Raw genomic sequence first — 17210 nt, forward strand, 5'->3', positions numbered from 1 at the left:
TCAGCTCACGGGTTCACGGCGAAGTCGGTGATGGCACCCGAGCCGTTGTTCCACTTCTGCAGAATCGACTTGTACGTGCCGTCGGTGTTCAGCGCCTGCAGTGCCTTGATGATCGCCTGCGCGAACGCGGTCTCCGACTTCGGGATCACGTAGCCGTACGGCGCCGCGCCGTAGATCTGGCCGAGCTGCTCGAGCTGGCCGTTGGTCTGCTTGATCGCGTCCAGTACGACGGGGGAGTCGGCGAGCATCGCGTCGGTCTTGCCGGACGCCAGGTCCGCGGTCGCCTGGTCCTGCTTGTCCCGTGGCAGCACGTTGATCGCCGGCTTGCCGGAGTCCTTGCACTTCTTCTGGCGGATCGGCAGGTCGGTCTGCTGCTGCGTCGTACCGGTCTGCACGCCGACGGTCTTTCCGCAGGCGTCGTCGGCGTTCACGCCCTTCGGGTTGCCCTTCTTGACGGCCCAGAGCGTGCCGGCGCTGAAGTAGCTGACCATGTTGACCTGCTTCTTGCGCTCGGCGTTGATCGTGAACGACGAGATTCCCATGTCGTACTTGCCACCCTGGACGCCGGTGATGATCGTGCTGAACGTCGCGGGCTGCCACTCGACCGTGACTCCGAACTTCTGCGCCACCGCGTCGAACAGGTCGACGTCCATGCCGATCACGGTCTTCCCGCCCTGCAGGAACTCGTTCGGCCGGTACGTCGCGTCGACCCCGACGACGATCTTGCCGGCCGCCTTGATCTTCGGCGGCAGCGAGCCACTCAAGTCCGGTCCGCTGCTCGACGGTGCGCTGGAGGGGGCGCTCGACGGGGCGGTCGACGGAGAGGTGGACGAACCACCGAGAGAGTTCGAACCACAGCCGGCGGCGGCGAGAACCAGGACACCGGACAGCACCAGCGTCCTACGCAGGACAGACATCAAGGTCCTCCAAACCCGGGCACCGGTCGGCCCGGTGCCATGTGTCCGCATCTTGACACAGCGACGTACGGGCCGCGCACCGACCATCCCCGAACAGAGACCTATTCGTAGTCTGACCGCCGGGCTGCTGCGTGTCCGTCGCACGGCCGGACACGCAGCGTCACTGAGAATGTTCTCAGTCGGCCGGTTCCACGTGCGTCGGATCCAGTACCCGGCGGAGGAAGGTACGGGTGCGCTCCTCCTTCGGAGCGCCGATCACGTCCGCCGGCGGTCCCTGTTCGACGATCACGCCGCCGTCCATGAACACCACCCGGTCCGCGACCTCCCGGGCGAACGCCATCTCGTGGGTGACGACCAGCATCGTCATGCCGTCCAGCGCGAGCTTGCGCATCACGGTCAGGACGTCGCCGACAAGCTCGGGGTCGAGCGCGGACGTCGGCTCGTCGAACAGCATCAGCGCCGGGTCCATCGACAGCGCCCGGGCGATCGCGACCCGCTGCTGCTGACCACCGGACAGCTGCATCGGATAGGCGGCCACCTTGTCGTTCAAGCCGACCCGGTCCAGGTTGGCCCGGGCGACCTTCTCCGCTTCGGCCTTACTGCGCTTCAGTACGGTCGTTTGCGCGATTGTGCAGTTGGCCAGCACCGACAGATGCGGGAAGAGGTTGAACTGCTGGAACACCATACCGATCTGCTGCCGAGCGGCGTCCAGGTGGCAATCCCGGTCGGTGATGTCCTCACCACGGACGAAGACCTTGCCCTCCTGCGGTACTTCGAGCAGGTTGACGCAACGCAGCAGGGTCGACTTGCCTGAGCCGGACGGCCCGATCACGCAGACCACCTCGCCCTGCTCGACGGTGAAGTCGATGCCGCGCAGGACGTGGTTGCTGCCGAACGACTTGTGCAGGTTCTTGATCTCCACCAGTGCCATCAGTGCGCCCTCGCAGCCTTGGCCTCCAGCCAGCGGACCAGCAGGCCGAGCGGCAGGGTGATGACCAGATAGCAGAAGCCGGCGGTGACGAGTGGGGTCAGGTTCGACTCGGTGTTGGCCAGGTCCCGGCCGAAGCCGGTCAGCTCGTACGCCGCCGCGGAGGTACCGATGATGAAGACCAGTGACGAGTCCTTCACCAGCAGGATCAGGTCGTTGGCCAGCGGTGGCAGCACGATCCGGAACGCCTGTGGCAGGACGATCTTGCGGGTCGCGACGCCGGCCGGCATCCCGAGCGACCGGGCGGCCTCGACCTGTCCCTTCGGCACCGCCTGGATGCCGGCCCGGATCACCTCGGCCATGTACGCCGCGGCGACGATGCCGAGCGCCAGCCAGACGGTGCCGTAAGGATCGAGCGGGATGACCAGATTCGCGAACGCCAACGGCAGCAGACTGAACGCCACGAACACGACGATCGCCGGCAGCCCCCGGAAGAACTCGATGTACGCCGTCGCGAGCCAGCGGTACGGCGCGACCCGGCTGAGTCGCATCAGGGCGAGCAGAGTCCCGCCGAGCAGGCCGATGACAAAGGCCCCGGCCGTGTACTCGAGCGTCTTCAGAAAGGCTTCGGGCAGACCGGTGGTGAACGCCGACTTCACGAACTCCGGTTTGAAGAAGACGCCGGCGATCTGGCCCCAGTTGGCTGTGAAGGCGGCTACCACGACGATGACGACCAGAACGGCGTACTGGATGCCGCGAGAGCGCTGGGCCCGTTGCCGCGGACTGAGCCCGCGACGCTTCTCGACTACCGCGTCAGTGACCGTCACTTCTTCGGCTCCACACCGAACCACTTCTTGAAGAGCTGGTTGTAGGTGCCGTCGGACTTGGCCTTGGTCAGCAGTCCGTTGAACCTGGTCAGCAGCTTGGTGCCGCTGGGGTCGTCCTTCTTGGCCGCGAAGCCGTACTGCTCGCCAGTGTTGAACTCGGCCGTCACCTCGGTGTCCGGGTTCGCCTGGACGAAGTTGAACAGCGCTCCGTTGTCGTTGATGGCGGCGTCGACCCGGCCGGACTTGACGTTGTTGGTCTGCAGGGCGAGGTCGTTGAACACGACGACCTCGAAGCCGATCTTCTTCGACGCCGCGGTGGCGTAGTCCTTGCCGGTGGTGTCGGCCTGGACCCCGACCTTCTTGCCCTTCAGGTCCTCGAGCGACTTGTACGGCGCGCCCTTCTTCACCAGCAGCACCTGGGTCGCGTCCATGTACGGGTCGCTGATCCCGATCGCGGCCTTGCGCGACGCGGTGATCGTCATGGCGCCCATGCCCATGTCGCACTTCTTCGCATCGTAGGCGGCTCCGGACGTGACCTGGGCCCACTCGATGCTGATGACTTCCTGCTCCACGCCGAGGTCCTTGGCGAGCAGGTCGAGCAGGTCGACGTCGAAGCCGACCACCTTGGTGCCCTCCTTGTACTCGAAGGGCTTGTAGGACAGGTGCGTGCAGACCGTCAGCTTGCCGGGCTTCACCAAGGTGATGCCGGCCGCTTTCGCTTTGTCCTGGCCTCCTCCACCGCTGCCCGAGCCGTTGCCGCAGGCAGAGAGCGCGAGGGCGAACACCGCCACTGAGGCGGCGGCGACGGTGAGGCGACTCTTGCGGAGGGTGGAGACGATGTTCATCGCTGGTACTCCTCGATACTGGTTGTGGCACGCCGGCCCCGGACAGTACCCGAGCCGGATTCCCCGCATCCTGACACAGCAAACAGGTACGTGTCGGCTGCCGGCTCCCGACGAGACTCGATCGTCACCGTCCCGCGCGCCTTGTGGTGGCCCTCACAGAGCAGACCAGTGGGGCCTGTGGTTTACTCGTGACCGACGGGTGACCCCCTGGCAACGGCGCCGTTCGACGCACCCTCATCGAACGCCCACCACTTCACGTTCCGCTCGCTCTTTCCCGAAGGGTCCCCGCATGGTCGCCCAGGCTGTTGAGCCCGTTGTTCCCTCCGATCCGTACGCTGGTGATCCGGTCTTCGAACTGCACCGCGGCGGCAAGATCCAGGTCACGTCGTCGATCCACGTGCGCGACGCCGACGACCTCTCCAAGGCGTACACCCCCGGTGTCGCGCGGGTCTGCACCGCGATCGCCGAAGATCCGGCGCTGGTCCGCCGGTTCACCTGGAAGTCCAACGTGGTCGCGGTCGTCACCGACGGGACCGCGGTGCTCGGGCTCGGCGACATCGGGCCGGCCGCGTCGCTGCCGGTGATGGAGGGCAAGGCCCTGCTGTTCAAGGAGTTCGGCGGCGTCGACTCGGTGCCGATCGCGCTGGATTGCACGGATGTCGACGAGTTCGTCGAGACGGTCGCGCGGATGGCGCCGACGTTCGGCGGCATCAACCTCGAGGACATCTCCGCGCCGCGCTGCTTCGAGATCGAGCGCCGGCTGAAGGAACGCCTCGACATCCCGGTGTTCCACGACGACCAGCACGGTACGGCGGTCGTCGTACTCGCCGCGCTGCGGAACGCGCTCCGGGTGACCGGGCTGCGTGGGACTCCTCGGCGAATCGAGGACATCCGAGTGGTGATCTCCGGGGCCGGTGCGGCCGGGGTCGCGTGTGCGCGGATCCTGCTGCAGGCGGGTGTCGGCGATCTCGCGGTGGTCGACAGCAAGGGCGTCCTGCACGAGGACCGGTCCGACCTGAACCCGGTCAAGCTGTCCCTCGCCCGCGACACCAACACCGGCGGCCTGTCCGGCCGGCTGGTCGACGCGCTCGCCGGTGCGGACCTCTTCCTGGGCGTGTCCGGCGGCACCGTCCCCGAGGAAGCCGTCGCCAAGATGGCCCCCGGCGCGATGATCTTCGCCCTCGCGAACCCCAACCCCGAGGTCCACCCCGACATCGCCCACCGGCACGCCGCGGTGGTCGCCACCGGCCGCTCCGACTTCCCGAACCAGATCAACAACGTCCTGGCCTTCCCGGGAATCTTCCGCGGCGCCCTCGACGCCAACGCCTCCCGGATCACCGAAGGCATGAAACTGGCCGCCGCCAACGCCCTGGCCGACCTCATCGCCGAACCCGACCTCCGCCCCGACTACATCATCCCGTCCCCCTTCGACGAGCGCGTCGCCCCGGCCGTAGCCGCCGCAGTGTCCGCAGCCGCCGACACCGACGGCGTCGCCCGCCCCGCCTGACCCATCCCACCCCCACCCGCTCCGCTCCGCCGCCTGCTCCGGCCTCTCCGGTGCTGCCCGCTTGGGCGCCGGTGCGTTTGAGGGGTTCACCTCCGAGGTGTGCCCTTAACCTTCCGCATGCGGGTGTGGAAGGGTCCGTTCGAGAGGTGAACCCCTCAAACGGCACCCCGGGAGCGGGTGAGGTCGGACACTGACGTGGGGTGGACCAGCGCCTAGGGTGGTTCGCATGCTTGCTGCCTACGCCGCCAAGTTCGATGCCGAGAACCCGATCGCCGCGCTGGAGGTGGGGGAGCGGCCGGAGCCGAGCGCGCCCGAGGGGTGGGTGACGATCGACGTACGGGCGACTGCGCTCAACCATCACGATCTGTGGTCGTTGAAGGGGGTCGGGCTGGCCGAGCAGAGTCTGCCGATGATTCTCGGATGTGATGCGGCCGGCGTGGACCCGGACGGGAACGAGGTCGTCGTACATGCGGTCGTCTCGGACCCGGCGTGGAAGGGTGACGAGACGCTCGACCCGAAGCGGTCGCTGTTGAGCGAGCGGTACCAGGGGGCCCTCGCGCAGAAGGTCGCGGTGCCGGCGCGGAACGTCGTACCCAAGCCTGCCGGCATGTCCTTCGAGCAGGCCGCGTGCTTGCCGACCGCCTGGTTGACGGCGTACCGGATGTTGTTCACGCAGTCCGGGCTGAAGCCGGGTGACACCGTGCTCGTGCAGGGCGCGGGTGGCGGTGTCGCGACAGCGCTGATCACGTTGGCGCGGGCCGCGGGGATCCGGGTGTGGGCCACCAGCCGGGACGAGGGCAAGCGGGCGAAGGCGCTCGAGATCGGCGCGTACGACGTGTTCGAGTCCGGCGCGCGGCTGCCGGAGCGGGTCGACGCCGTGATGGAGACCGTCGGCCAGGCGACCTGGTCGCACTCGCTGAAGTCGCTGAAGCAGGGCGGCACGCTGGTGATCTCCGGCGCGACCAGCGGCCAGGCCCCGAAGTCGGCCGAGCTCAACCGGATCTTCTTCCTCCAGCTCCGCGTCCAGGGCTCCACGATGGGCACCCGCACCGAGCTCGCCGAGCTGGTCCAGTTCATGGCGAACGCCGGAATCGCCCCGCACATCGACACCGTCCTCCCGCTCGCCGAGGCCCGCACCGGCTTCGAGAAGATGAATGCGGGCGACGTCTTCGGCAAGATCGTCTTTACTGTCTGAATGCAGCAGCCCGAGATCAGGCTTGCCACGGTCGACGACGCCGAGGCGGGGGCGTGGTGTCATCTGCTGTGCTGGCGGGAGGCGTACGCCGGTCTGGTGCCGGACGACGTACTGCTCGAGCGCACCGCCGACATCGCCCGCCGTACCGGACGCTGGCAGGCCAACCTCGGCGCCGGGCGCCAACGCTGGATCGCGCTGAACCCGGACCCGTCGGCGACGGTCCAGGACCGGGTCGCGGGCTTCATCGGCATCGGGCCTGGACGCGACGAGGATGCGCCGGTCCCGTTCGAGCTGGAGGCGATCTACACCCGCCAGGCGTTCTGGAAGACCGGCCTCGGCACCCGCCTGCTGGACGTTGCCGTCGGCAAGCAGCCCGCGTTCCTCTGGGTCTTCGAGGGCAACGCCCGGGCCCTCGCCTTCTACCAGCGCCACGGCTTCGAACCCGACGGCACCGGCAAGTACGACCCGTACTTCGACCTCCAGGAGATCCGGCTGGTCCGCGCCTAAGGTCCTGTCTGGTGCCAGCGGCACACATGTGACACCTCGGCGGCACTAAGTTTCACGCCTGAAACATTCGCGTCGCACCGGGGCAACGCGACGGGGTCACTCTGTTCCTACCGATCCGCCCGATCGATGAGGAGCAGGGGAGCGCATGAGGCCTACTTTGACGGTGATCGTTGACCCGGCCGACAACTGGATGTCGCAGGCCGCGTGCGTCGGTCACGCGCCGTCGTACGACGAGACGGCCAGCCAGTGGGAGCAGCGGAAGGCGCAGGCGATCTGCCTGACGTCGTGCCCGGTGATCGACCAGTGCCGGGAATGGGCCCGCCGTACCAAGTTCACCGGCACCGCCGCCGGCGAGAAGTTCCTCTCCGGCCGCCGCCGCGGCCGCCCCGGCCCCCAGGAACGCCGTACCCGCCCGGTCCTGACCCCCGACATCATCGGCGAACAGCAAGCCAGCTAGGCCTTGACGAGCTCGCGTTCGGTTGCGGCGACTTCTGCCGTACGGCGGAACGGGGCGGTGATGGTCTGCGCCAGGTACTTGCGGTTGTGGATCGCTGCGCCGATGGCCAGTACCAGGTAGACCGCGCTGATCACGTAGCGGCCCGTCTGACCCGGTACGGCGAACTGGACCGCGAACAGCCCGAGCAGCGTGAAGGCCGCCCAGCGGGGGAACCGCAGGCTCAGCAGGATCGCGATGCCGAGCAGGGTCTGGGTCGCGGTCAGCAGGAACTCCTCGATCTGCCGCCCGTCCAGGTGCAGCGCGGCGCCACCGCCGCCGATGCCGTACGCGATCGGCAGGCTGCCGATCAGCAGGGTCCACTGGTTCACCTTCGCGGAGATCAGCAGGCCGAGCGCGGCCGCGCCCTTGCCGCGCCACGCGAACAGGATCGCGACGATGAACTCCGGCGCCTCGGACGCCAGCGGTGCCAGCCACTGCACCAGCAGGAACTGGTCGATCCCGAGCGCCTGACCGCCGGCGACGAGCGAGTCCGCGAACGGCTCCGCAGCCGCCAGGATCACTCCGGCGGAGACGAGGAACATCGCGGTCACCAGGATCCGGCGCTGCAGCTGGGGCAGCGCGCCGATGGTCGCGGCCGGGCCGATCAGGTCCGGCTCGCCGTCGTGGTCGGCGGTCGCCGCGCGGTACAGGTAGAAGGCGAAGAACGCGAGCAGCAGGATACCGAGCACCAGGTGGATCTGCCCGGTCACCGGGATCACGAACGCGACCAGGCCGGCGACCGCGAGGAAGCCCAGCTCGCGCCGGTACCCGGACTCGAGGACCAGGGACTTCACGGTGCGCCCGCTGCGCCGCGAGGCGACGTACAGGCTGATCAGCACGACGGCCGACCAGCCGAGGCCGAGGAGCAACCGGTTCGACCCGGTCATGTTGGCGGCGGCGTACTGCACGTAGTCCGGGTTGGAGCCTGCGGTGTGCGCGAAGTACAGGTCCACCGCGTACTCCGGGAGGACCGCGATCACCGCGAGCAGCGCGATCGCCAGGCCGCCCGAGATGTCCATCTCCGCGGCCTCCGCCGCCCAGGCCAGTACGAACGACGCGGCGACCACGGCGAGGCCGAAGATCGCGATCGACGCCGCCGCCGGGGGATGCGTGCCGGTGAGGCGCAGGACGACCGCGGGGATCGCCACTAGGAGCAGCAACAGCACGGGGCGGATCGCTCGGAACATGGTTCCAGCCTGCCACCGTTTCGATACTTTCGCAATTGCGAAAGTATGAGACCGTCCTCACCACGGCACGCCGGACTGCCCACAGGCCGCTCGACCGGTCACAATGACTGCGCGATGACCAACCCTGATCCGACGAAGGCGCAGCTCGATTCCGCCGCGGGCACCTTCGCCATGCTCTCCGCTCCGGTCCGGCTGCACCTGGTGTCGCTGGCCGCGCAGGGGGAGTACGACGTCGGCACCCTGGCGGAGCGAGTCGGCGTGAGTATCGCCACCGCGAGCCAGCACCTCGGGAAACTCCGCCTGGCCGGCATCATCACCGCCCGCCGCGAAGGCCGCCGCCACATCTACACCGTCGACGACCCCCACGTCCTCAACCTCGTCGACCAGATCTTCGAACACATCGCCCCCGACGGATCCCTCGCCCCCGACCCACCCCGGCGTACCCGACCGCCGCACACGGGCTGAGAGCGGACCGCCACGCAGGCAAAACCCCGCCCAGGCGGGTGCTAGGAGCCGTTTTCTGCCACTTTTGCCAGCATGCAGGTTCACAACACGTGCCGAAGGTAGCGCTCCGGCGTCTGCAGATAGGCCTTCCAGTTCTGGACGAGTTGCAGGTCGTCCCAGGTCGTACGGCGGATGCCCCAGGCGCCGGTCTCCAGGATCGTGGCGCCGGGGAGGGCGGCGATGACGGGGGAGTGGGTGGCGCAGAGGACCTGGGAGCCGGATTCGGCGAGGCGGTTGAGTACGCCGACCACCGCGAGGCTGCTGGAGAAGGAGAGGGCTGACTCGGGTTCGTCGAGGCAGTAGAAGCCCTGGCGGGTGAAGCGGTCGTTGATGAGGGACAGGAAGCTCTCGCCGTGGCTCAGCTCGTGGAAGACCGGCTCGGGAGGGGCTCCGGGGGGCTTGGGGTTGCGTTCCAGGTAGCTGTAGAAGCCGTGCATGGTCTCGGCGCGGAGGAAGAAGCCGGCGCGTTTGCCGCCGACGCCGCGGGTCAGGCGCAGGTCGGCGGCGAGTGACGACTCGGTCGCGCGGGTGGTCAGCCGGGCGCCGGTGGAGCCGCCCTCCGGGGAGAGGCCGAAGGCGACGGCGATCGCCTCGACCAGCGTCGACTTGCCGGTGCCGTTCTCGCCGACGAGGAACGTGACGCCGGGTTCGAGGTCGAGGCCGTCGGTCAGGAGCTGGTGTACGGCGGGAATCGTGTGCGGCCAGCGCCTGGACACGCGAATGCCCTCCGCCGCGGCGACCCGGCGTACGGGCTGCGTGGCGAAGGGCATTCACCCAGACTAACTAATCGTCCTCGTCGTCCAGCCGAGCGAGCCAGGTGGCGAAGCGCTCGATGGGCGTCTCGAACTCGGGGTTCAGGTCGACGAACTCGCGGAGCCGCTCGGCGACCCACGCCAGCGTGACGTCCTCCTCGCCACGCCGCTTCTCGAGCTCCTCGATCCCGCGGTCGGTGAAGTACATGTCAGCTGAAGGCCTGCTTCAGCAGCGTCGCCTGCTCGGTGCCGTGCACACCGTGCGAGCCGACCGCCGGAGCGGACATCGCCGGCCGGGACACCCGGTAGAACGGCTTGCCGCCCAGGTGCTCGGTCAGGTTCAGCGCCATGAACGGCCACGGACCCTGGTTCGCGGGCTCGTCCTGCACCCAGCGGACCTCGGTCGCGTTCGAGTACTTCGCCAGCTCCGCGACGATCTCGTCCGCAGGCAGCGGGTACAGCTGCTCGACCCGGAGGATCGCGGTGCTGATCTTGTCCGGCTCGACCTTCTTCCGCTCGGCGAGCAGGTCGTACACGATCCGGCCCGAGGCCAGGATCACCCGCTCGACGGCGGCCGGGTTCTCCTCGGCCGCGACGTCGCCGAGCACCGGACGGAAGGTGCCGTGGGTCAGCTCCTCCGGCTGCGACACCGCCTCCTTGCGCCGGAGCAGCTGCTTCGGCGTGAAGACGATCATCGGGACGTGCTCCTCGCCGAGCGTGTGCCGGCGCAGCAGGTGGAAGTACGACGCCGGCGTCGACGGCTGCGCGACGGTCATCGCGTTCTCCGCGCAGAGCTGCAGGAACCGCTCGATCCGGGCTGACGTGTGGTCCGGGCCCTGGCCCTCGTAGCCGTGCGGGAGCAGCAGCACGACACCGGACTTCTGGCCCCACTTCGCCTCACCGGACGAGATGTACTCGTCGATGACCGACTGGGCGCCGTTCACGAAGTCGCCGAACTGCGCCTCCCAGAGCACCAGCGCGTCCGGCCGCGCCACGGAGTACCCGTACTCGAAGCCGAGGGCGGCGTACTCGCTGAGCAGCGAGTCGTAGACGAAGAAGCTCGCCTGGTCGGCGTCCAGGTGCTGCAGCGGGACGTGGTCCTGGCCGTTCACCCGGTCGATGATCGCGGCGAACCGCTGGACGAACGTACCGCGACGGCTGTCCTGACCGGCGAGCCGGACCGGACGCCCGTCGAGCAGCAGCGAGCCGAACGCGGTCATCTCCGCACTGGCCCAGTCCAGCGGACCCTCGGTGATCGCGTGCGCCCGGCGCTGCAGCTGCGGCTGCACCTTCGGGTGCACGGTGAAGCCGTCCGGCAGCGTGGTGTACGCGTCGGCGATCTTCTTCAGTACTTCGGGCGTGATCGCGGTCGCGTCCGGACCGTCCGGCTTGTCCGGGTATTCCGGAGCGGTCACGTACGGCGGCGGTGTGTCCGGCTCGTTCTTCGCGTCCCGGACCTCGGCGAACACCCGCTCGAGCCGCTGCTGGAAGTCCTGCATCGCCTGCTCGGCCTCTTCGATCGTGATGTCGCCACGACCGATCAGGGCCTCGGTGTACAGCTTCCGGACCGAGCGCTTCTGCTCGATCAGGTCGTACATCAGCGGCTGCGTGAAGCTCGGGTCGTCGCCCTCGTTGTGACCGCGGCGGCGGTAGCAGACCAGGTCGATGACGACGTCCTTGTTGAACGCCTGGCGGTACTCGAACGCGAGGTCCGCGACCCGGATGCAGGCCTCGGGGTCGTCGCCGTTCACGTGGAAGATCGGCGCCTGCACCATCCGCGCGACGTCGGTGGAGTACATCGACGAGCGGGACGAGGCCGGCGAGGTGGTGAAGCCGACCTGGTTGTTCACGATCACGTGGATCGTGCCGCCGGTCCGGTAGCCGCGCAGCTGGGACAGGTTCAGCGTCTCCGCCACCACGCCCTGGCCGGCGAAGGCCGCGTCGCCGTGCACCAGCACCGGCAGCACCGGGAACGCGGCGCCACGGTCCAGCAGGTCCTGCTTGGCCCGGACGATGCCCTCGAGCACCGGGTCGACGGTCTCCAGGTGCGACGGGTTCGCCGCCACCGAGACGTTGATCTTGTCGCCGAACTCGGAGACGAACTCGCCCTCCGCGCCCAGGTGGTACTTGACGTCACCGGAACCCTGCACGGTCCGCGGGTCGATGTTGCCCTCGAACTCGCGGAAGATCTGGCCGTACGACTTGCCGACGATGTTCGCCAGTACGTTCAGCCGGCCGCGGTGCGCCATCCCGATCGCGACCTCGTCCAGCCCGGCGCCGGCGGCCTCCTCGCAGAGCTCGTCGAGCAGCGGGATCGTGGTCTCCGCGCCCTCGAGCGAGAACCGCCGCTGACCGACGTACTTGGTCTGCAGGAAGGTCTCGAAGGCCTCGGCCTCGTTCAGCTTGGCCAGGATCCGCAGCTGCTCCTCGCGGGGCGGCTTGGTGTGCGGGCGCTCGACCCGCTCCTGGATCCACTTGCGCTGCTCCGGGTCCTGGATGTGCATGTACTCGATACCGGTGGTCCGGCAGTACGAGTCGCGCAGGATGCCGAGGATCTCGCGGAGCTTCATGAACCGCCGGTCGTTGCCGCCGAACGAACCGGTGGCGAACTCGCGGTCCAGGTCCCACAGCGTCAGGCCGTGGGTGGCGACGTCGAGGTCCGGGTGGCTGCGCTGCTTGTACTCCAGCGGGTCGGTGTCGGCCATGATGTGGCCGCGAACCCGGAACGCGTGGATCAGCTCGAGGATGCGGGCCTGCTTGCTGATGTCCTCCTCGTGGCTGTGCGGGAGGTCGGCGGCCCAGCGGATCGGCTCGTACGGGATCCGCAGCGACTGGAAGATCTCGTCGTAGAAGCCCTCGCCGCCGAGCAGCAGCTGGTGGATCCGGCGCAGGAACTCACCCGACTGGGCGCCCTGGATGATCCGGTGGTCGTACGTCGAGGTCAGCGTCATCACCTTGCTGACCGCGAGCTTGGCCATCGTCTCCTCGGCCGCACCCTGGTACTCCGACGGGTACTCCATCGCGCCGACGCCGACGATGCAGCCCTGGCCGGCCATCAGCCGCGGCACCGAGTGCTGGGTGCCGATCGTGCCGGGGTTGGTCAGGCTGATCGTGGTGCCCTGGAAGTCCGGCAGCGCGAGCTTGTTGTCCCGGGCCCGGCGGACGATGTCCTCGTACGCCATCCAGAAGTCGGCGAACTTCATCGACTCGGTGGCCTTGATCGACGGCACCAGCAACTGCCGGGTGCCGTCCGGCTTCTGCATGTCGATGGCCAGGCCGAGGTTGATGTGGGCCGGCTGCACGTGCGTCGGCTTGCCGTCGGTCTCGTCGTACGACGCGTTCATCTCGGGCAGGGTCTTCAGCGCCTTGACCAGCGCCCAGCCGATCAGGTGCGTGAAGGAGATCTTGCCGCCGCGGGCGCGCTTCAGGTGGTTGTTGATGACGATCCGGTTGTCGATCAGCAGCTTGACCGGCACCTGGCGAACGCTGGTCGCGGTCGGAACCTGGAGGCTGGTCTCCATGTTCTGCGCGGTCCGCGCCGGGGCGCCGCGGAGGATCTGCCGCTCGGAGTCCGCGCTGGTCGCGGGGGCCGGCTTGGCCTGGGCTCTGAGCGGCTGGTTCACCGTGCCTCCGGTGGGAGCGGCCGTCGCCTTGGCAACGGGAGCCTGTGCCGCTGGTACGGCGGCCTGCGCCGGGGCGCTCGCTGCCACGGCTGCCGCCGCCGGGGCGCTCTGGGCGGGCGCGGTCGGCGTCGTACCGCGGCTCGGCGCCTCAGGGGTCTTGTTGTCGGACACCGCATCCGGCCGGGGAGCGTCGGCCGGGGAGGTGTTCACCGGCTTCGCGTCGTCACCTGGCTTGTAGGTCTTGAAGCCCTGTTCTTTGAAGTAGGCGAGCCACGCCGGATCCACCGAATTCGGGTCCTGCTGGTACTTCTCGTACAGCTCGTCGACCAGCCATTCGTTCGCACCGAAGGCTGCTAGGGGATTGGTGTCTGATGGCTCGGTGGCCACTTGGCAGTTCGCCTCTTCCGATTTCGGGTCCGGTACCACGGGTGGTTAATGCTGATGTTATGGGTGGTGTCCCAAGCAAAGGCTAATAGCACGCGGAGTACTTCCACAGCCGGGGACCACCGGACCAGTGTGTCGAGTGGTCGGGCCTTGGTGGGACGATCCATCGACGCCTGAAACACTGCCCACAAAGGTGTTTCAGGCCACACGCCTTCCGCTCACCCCGGCCGGATGCGGAGAGCAACGGTCATAGCTCCCGGACGCCTTGCAGAGGTGGCCTTTCCGGCACCCTTCCCGACTCCGTCGCGACGGCGTCCTGAGCGCGGTTGCCCACTGTGTGCGGTTGTGTACTCGCCGCCCGTGATGATCAGCACCGCGCAGAAGTGTGGCCAACGTCACGCTCCGAATCAGTCCACCTGGGCATGATTGGCCTTCAGCGGTTGATGAGCCTCCGCACCAGTTTCAGCCCGGACCAGGTGGCGTCGACCGCGCACACCTTCACATCGACCACCCCGAGCGGGAGGGCGAGCTCGCGGACACCGTTCTCGTCGAGGTCGGTCCGCACCCCGGACGACCGCTTCGGCCAGGCGACCCAGATCATCCCGGCGGTGGCCGTCCTCGCGAGCAGGACCGGGAGCCGTCGGGCCAGCCGGTTCCGGTCGGGGCAGAACATCAGCACGACGTCGTACGGCGTACGCCCGGCGCGGCGGGCAACCGCCGTACCCGCCGGAAGGCCCTCGACGGTGAAGCCGGCCGGGGCGTTGTCGATCAGGACGAGGTGCTCCGGTTTGATCCCGAGCTTGGCCGCGAGCGGCTTGCCCGAGTACCCCGGCGTCGTGCTCATGAGCGGATGGTACTGGCGGGGGCATACTTGCTGGATGGCGTTGACGGATGAGGCGATCGTCAAGATCAAGGGGATGATCACCTCGGGGGAGCTCGGCCCGGGGGATCGGTTGCCGAAGGAGGCGGACCTGGCCGCGCGGCTGGGGCTGTCCCGGAACTCGCTACGGGAGGCGGTCAAGGCGCTCACGCTCGTGAACGTGCTGGACGTCCGGCACGGCGACGGGACGTACGTCACCAGCCTCGACTCGGCGCATCTGCTGGACGCGCTGAGCTTCATGGTCGACCTGCACCGCGACGACTCGGTGCTGCAGTTCTTCGAGGTACGCCGGCTGCTTGAGCCGGGCGTCGCCGCGCTGGCCGCGACCCGGATCACCCCCGAGCAGGTCATCGAGCTGCGACTGCTGTGCAGCGACCTCGCGCCGGACGCCGGGGTCGAGGAGCTGGTCGCGAACGACCTGCAGTTCCACCGCGGGATCGCCGAGGCGACCGGGAACCAGGTCGTCTGCTCGCTGCTCGACGGCGTCTCCGGCGCCACCCAGCGGGCCCGGATCTGGCGCGGCGTGACCCAGGCCGGCGCGGTCGAGCGCACGCTGTCCGAGCACGCGGCGATCCTGGACGCGATCGAGAGCGGCGACGCCGAGGCGGCCCGCGCCTGGATGACCGCCCACATCGCCGGCGTCGAAACCTGGCTACGCAAGGCCCCGTAGTAGTACATCGGAGGTATGTACGAACCACCCCCGCCAAGAAGTGCGTTGACGCTGCGGATCGTGCTGTCGGGGTTCGGGGTGGTGATGTTCGTGGCGGCGACCGTGCTGGCGGTCGGGTTCGGGCTGCCGTTCGGGTGGGTGGTGGTGTTCGGGCTGCTCACCGGGGTCGCGCTGGTGGATCTCGTGGTCGTTGCCTGGCGCAAGCACTCGGAAAACGGTTGATCAACCCGGTCCGGGTCCGTAAGCTTTTCGGAGTCACATTCCCGACGACAGGGGTTCGAGTTGTCGAACTGAGGTCCTCTCTGCAGCCGATCGATCGCCGCCGTTCTGGCGCGCGGTCTCGTCCGAGACCTCAGTGGGAGTCGACAACTCATGAGTTTTTCCCTGTCCTGTACCGACCTCTTCTTCGCCTGGCCCGACGGCGAGGTGCTCTTCGACGGCCTGACGTTCGTCGCCGGCCCGGTCCGTTCCGGGCTGGTCGGCCGCAACGGCACCGGCAAGTCGACTCTGCTCCGGCTGATCGCCGGGCGGCTCACTCCGCAGCGCGGCTCGATTCGCGTGGCCGGCGAGCTCGGGTACCTGCCGCAGGACCTGACCTTGGACACCTCGCTGCGGGTCGACCAGGCGCTCGGCATCGACGCCGTACGGCGGGCTGTCGTCGCGATCGAGTCCGGTGACGCCTCCGAGCAGAACTTCGCGATCGTCGGCGACGACTGGGACGTCGACGAACGCGCCGAGGCGCTGCTCGGCAAGCTCGGCCTGGGCGCGATCGGCCTGGACCGCAGCGTCGGCGAGCTGTCCGGCGGCGAGACGATCCTGCTCGGGCTCGCGGCCGAGCTGCTGCGGCGTCCCGACGTACTGCTGCTCGACGAGCCGACCAACAACCTCGACCTGCGGGCGCGGCGGCAGCTGTACGACGCCGTGGACCAGTTCCGCGGTGCGCTGGTGGTCGTCAGCCACGACCGCGAGTTGCTGGACCGGGTCGACCAGATCGGCGATCTCCGCAAGGGTGAGGTCACCTGGTACGGCGGCAACCTGACCGCCTACGAGGAGGCGGTCGCCGTCGAGCAGGAGGCCGCCGAGCGGATGCTCCGCGCGGCGGAGGCCGACGTACGCAAGCAGAAGAAGGATCTCGTCGACGCGCGGATGAAGATGGACCAGCGCCGGGCCCGGGGCCAACGCGCGTTCGAGCAGGGCGGGATCCCGAAGATCGTCGCGGGCGGGCTGAAGCGGTCCGCGCAGGTGTCGGCCGGCAAGCACCTCGGGATGCAGTCCGAGCGGCTCGGGTCGGCGCAGGAGGCGCTCGCGGACGCGGAGGACAAGGTCCACGACGACGACACGATCCGCGTCGACCTGCCGAAGACCGCCGTACCCGCGGGCCGGATCGTGCTCCGGCTGGAGGATCACGTACTGCGGACCGGGGCGCACGTCGACCTGGAGATCCGGGGTCCGGAGCGGATCGCGCTGACCGGGCCGAACGGTGCCGGCAAGACCACGCTGCTGCAGTCGGTCGTATCGGGGGAGCTGCCGGTGGTGCCGTTCCGGTACCTGCCGCAGCGGCTCGACCTGCTCCGCGACGACCTGTCGATTGTCGACAATCTGGCGTTGCTCGCGCCGGGGACGGAGAACCAGGAGCGGCGGTCGAGGCTGGCGCGGTTCTTGTTCCGCGGGCGGTCGGCGGATCAGGCTGTCAGTACGTTGTCGGGCGGGGAGCGGTTCCGGGCGACGCTCGCGGCGCTGCTGCTCGCGGAGCCGCCGCCGCAGTTGCTGATGCTCGACGAGCCGACGAACAACCTGGACCTCGGGAGTGTGGCGCAGTTGAAGGACGCGCTGGCGTCGTACAGCGGGGCGCTGGTGATCGCGAGTCACGACGTACCGTTCCTGCGCGAGATCGGGATCACCCGGTGGGTGGAGCTGACGCCGGAGGGGCTCACCGGCATCGATCCGCTGTAGGGCGTGGTGTCTGCCCCGTCGCCTTCGGGTGGCGG

General features: G+C 68.6%; 17 protein-coding genes. 8 read left to right on the plus strand and 9 right to left on the minus strand.

From position 1 onward, the window contains the following. Positions 1–5: 5 nt before the first annotated feature. The 4 genes from JOF29_RS08530 to JOF29_RS08545 form a co-directional block, all read right to left on the minus strand. Complete coding sequence (locus tag JOF29_RS08530; protein WP_209693672.1) at positions 6–917, minus strand: ABC transporter substrate-binding protein; 912 nt, start codon at positions 915–917, stop codon at positions 6–8. Positions 918–1092: 175 nt separating this feature from the next. Continuing rightward, positions 1093–1848, minus strand: coding sequence for an amino acid ABC transporter ATP-binding protein (locus tag JOF29_RS08535; RefSeq protein WP_245357507.1), 756 nt, complete (start codon positions 1846–1848; stop codon positions 1093–1095). Further along, entirely contained in the window at positions 1848–2672 is an 825-nt protein-coding gene (locus JOF29_RS08540) for an amino acid ABC transporter permease (protein WP_209693673.1), read from the minus strand. The genes JOF29_RS08535 and JOF29_RS08540 overlap by 1 nt, the downstream gene beginning before the upstream one ends. Beyond that, positions 2669–3517, minus strand: coding sequence for an ABC transporter substrate-binding protein (locus JOF29_RS08545; RefSeq protein WP_209693674.1), 849 nt, complete (start codon positions 3515–3517; stop codon positions 2669–2671). The genes JOF29_RS08540 and JOF29_RS08545 overlap by 4 nt, the downstream gene beginning before the upstream one ends. 289 nt (positions 3518–3806) lie before the next feature. Here JOF29_RS08545 and JOF29_RS08550 point away from each other — a divergent pair, with 289 nt between their 5' ends. From JOF29_RS08550 to JOF29_RS08565, 4 genes are all read left to right on the plus strand, one after another. After that, a complete protein-coding gene (locus JOF29_RS08550; RefSeq protein WP_209693675.1) occupies positions 3807–5024 on the plus strand; it encodes an NAD(P)-dependent malic enzyme in 1218 nt (405 codons plus the stop codon). 226 nt (positions 5025–5250) lie between these two features. Continuing rightward, positions 5251–6219 carry a zinc-binding dehydrogenase gene (locus tag JOF29_RS08555; RefSeq protein ID WP_209693676.1) on the plus strand — a complete coding sequence of 323 codons (969 nt, stop codon included), beginning with the start codon at positions 5251–5253 and terminating at the stop codon, positions 6217–6219. After that, positions 6220–6726: a GNAT family N-acetyltransferase gene (locus JOF29_RS08560; protein ID WP_209693677.1), complete on the plus strand. Its 507-nt coding sequence runs from the start codon at positions 6220–6222 to the stop codon at positions 6724–6726. 145 nt (positions 6727–6871) lie between these two features. Next, on the plus strand, positions 6872–7183 hold the full coding sequence (locus JOF29_RS08565) for a WhiB family transcriptional regulator (protein WP_209693678.1): 312 nt from the start codon (positions 6872–6874) through the stop codon (positions 7181–7183). Here the strand turns inward: JOF29_RS08565 and JOF29_RS08570 are convergent. Continuing rightward, positions 7180–8409, minus strand: coding sequence for a calcium:cation antiporter family protein (locus JOF29_RS08570; protein ID WP_209693679.1), 1230 nt, complete (start codon positions 8407–8409; stop codon positions 7180–7182). The genes JOF29_RS08565 and JOF29_RS08570 overlap by 4 nt on opposite strands. 114 nt (positions 8410–8523) lie before the next feature. Between JOF29_RS08570 and JOF29_RS08575 the strand changes: the two genes are divergently transcribed. Further along, a complete protein-coding gene (locus JOF29_RS08575; protein ID WP_209693680.1) occupies positions 8524–8874 on the plus strand; it encodes an ArsR/SmtB family transcription factor in 351 nt (116 codons plus the stop codon). An 80-nt stretch (positions 8875–8954) separates the two neighbouring features. On the opposite strand, the gene JOF29_RS08580 is transcribed toward JOF29_RS08575, so the two are convergent. The 4 genes from JOF29_RS08580 to JOF29_RS08595 form a co-directional block, all read right to left on the minus strand. Next, positions 8955–9683: an AAA family ATPase gene (locus JOF29_RS08580; protein WP_209693681.1), complete on the minus strand. Its 729-nt coding sequence runs from the start codon at positions 9681–9683 to the stop codon at positions 8955–8957. A gap of 13 nt (positions 9684–9696) precedes the next feature. Then, positions 9697–9873, minus strand: a complete 177-nt coding sequence (locus tag JOF29_RS08585) for a DUF6104 family protein (protein ID WP_209693682.1) — start codon at positions 9871–9873, stop codon at positions 9697–9699. A 1-nt stretch (position 9874) separates the two neighbouring features. Then, a complete protein-coding gene (locus JOF29_RS08590; protein ID WP_209693683.1) occupies positions 9875–13675 on the minus strand; it encodes a multifunctional oxoglutarate decarboxylase/oxoglutarate dehydrogenase thiamine pyrophosphate-binding subunit/dihydrolipoyllysine-residue succinyltransferase subunit in 3801 nt (1266 codons plus the stop codon). Between the two features lie 430 nt (positions 13676–14105). Then, positions 14106–14516 carry a DUF3052 domain-containing protein gene (locus tag JOF29_RS08595; RefSeq protein ID WP_209693684.1) on the minus strand — a complete coding sequence of 137 codons (411 nt, stop codon included), beginning with the start codon at positions 14514–14516 and terminating at the stop codon, positions 14106–14108. Positions 14517–14550: 34 nt separating this feature from the next. Here JOF29_RS08595 and JOF29_RS08600 point away from each other — a divergent pair, with 34 nt between their 5' ends. From JOF29_RS08600 to JOF29_RS08610, 3 genes are all read left to right on the plus strand, one after another. After that, positions 14551–15222 carry a FadR/GntR family transcriptional regulator gene (locus JOF29_RS08600; protein ID WP_209693685.1) on the plus strand — a complete coding sequence of 224 codons (672 nt, stop codon included), beginning with the start codon at positions 14551–14553 and terminating at the stop codon, positions 15220–15222. Positions 15223–15237: 15 nt separating this feature from the next. Beyond that, a complete protein-coding gene (locus tag JOF29_RS08605) occupies positions 15238–15444 on the plus strand; it encodes a DUF6343 family protein (protein ID WP_209693686.1) in 207 nt (68 codons plus the stop codon). A 150-nt stretch (positions 15445–15594) separates the two neighbouring features. Next, complete coding sequence (locus JOF29_RS08610; RefSeq protein ID WP_209693687.1) at positions 15595–17175, plus strand: ABC-F family ATP-binding cassette domain-containing protein; 1581 nt, start codon at positions 15595–15597, stop codon at positions 17173–17175. Positions 17176–17210 lie beyond the last annotated feature (35 nt).

Source organism: Kribbella aluminosa (assembly GCF_017876295.1).
In the GTDB taxonomy this organism is placed as follows: domain Bacteria; phylum Actinomycetota; class Actinomycetes; order Propionibacteriales; family Kribbellaceae; genus Kribbella; species Kribbella aluminosa.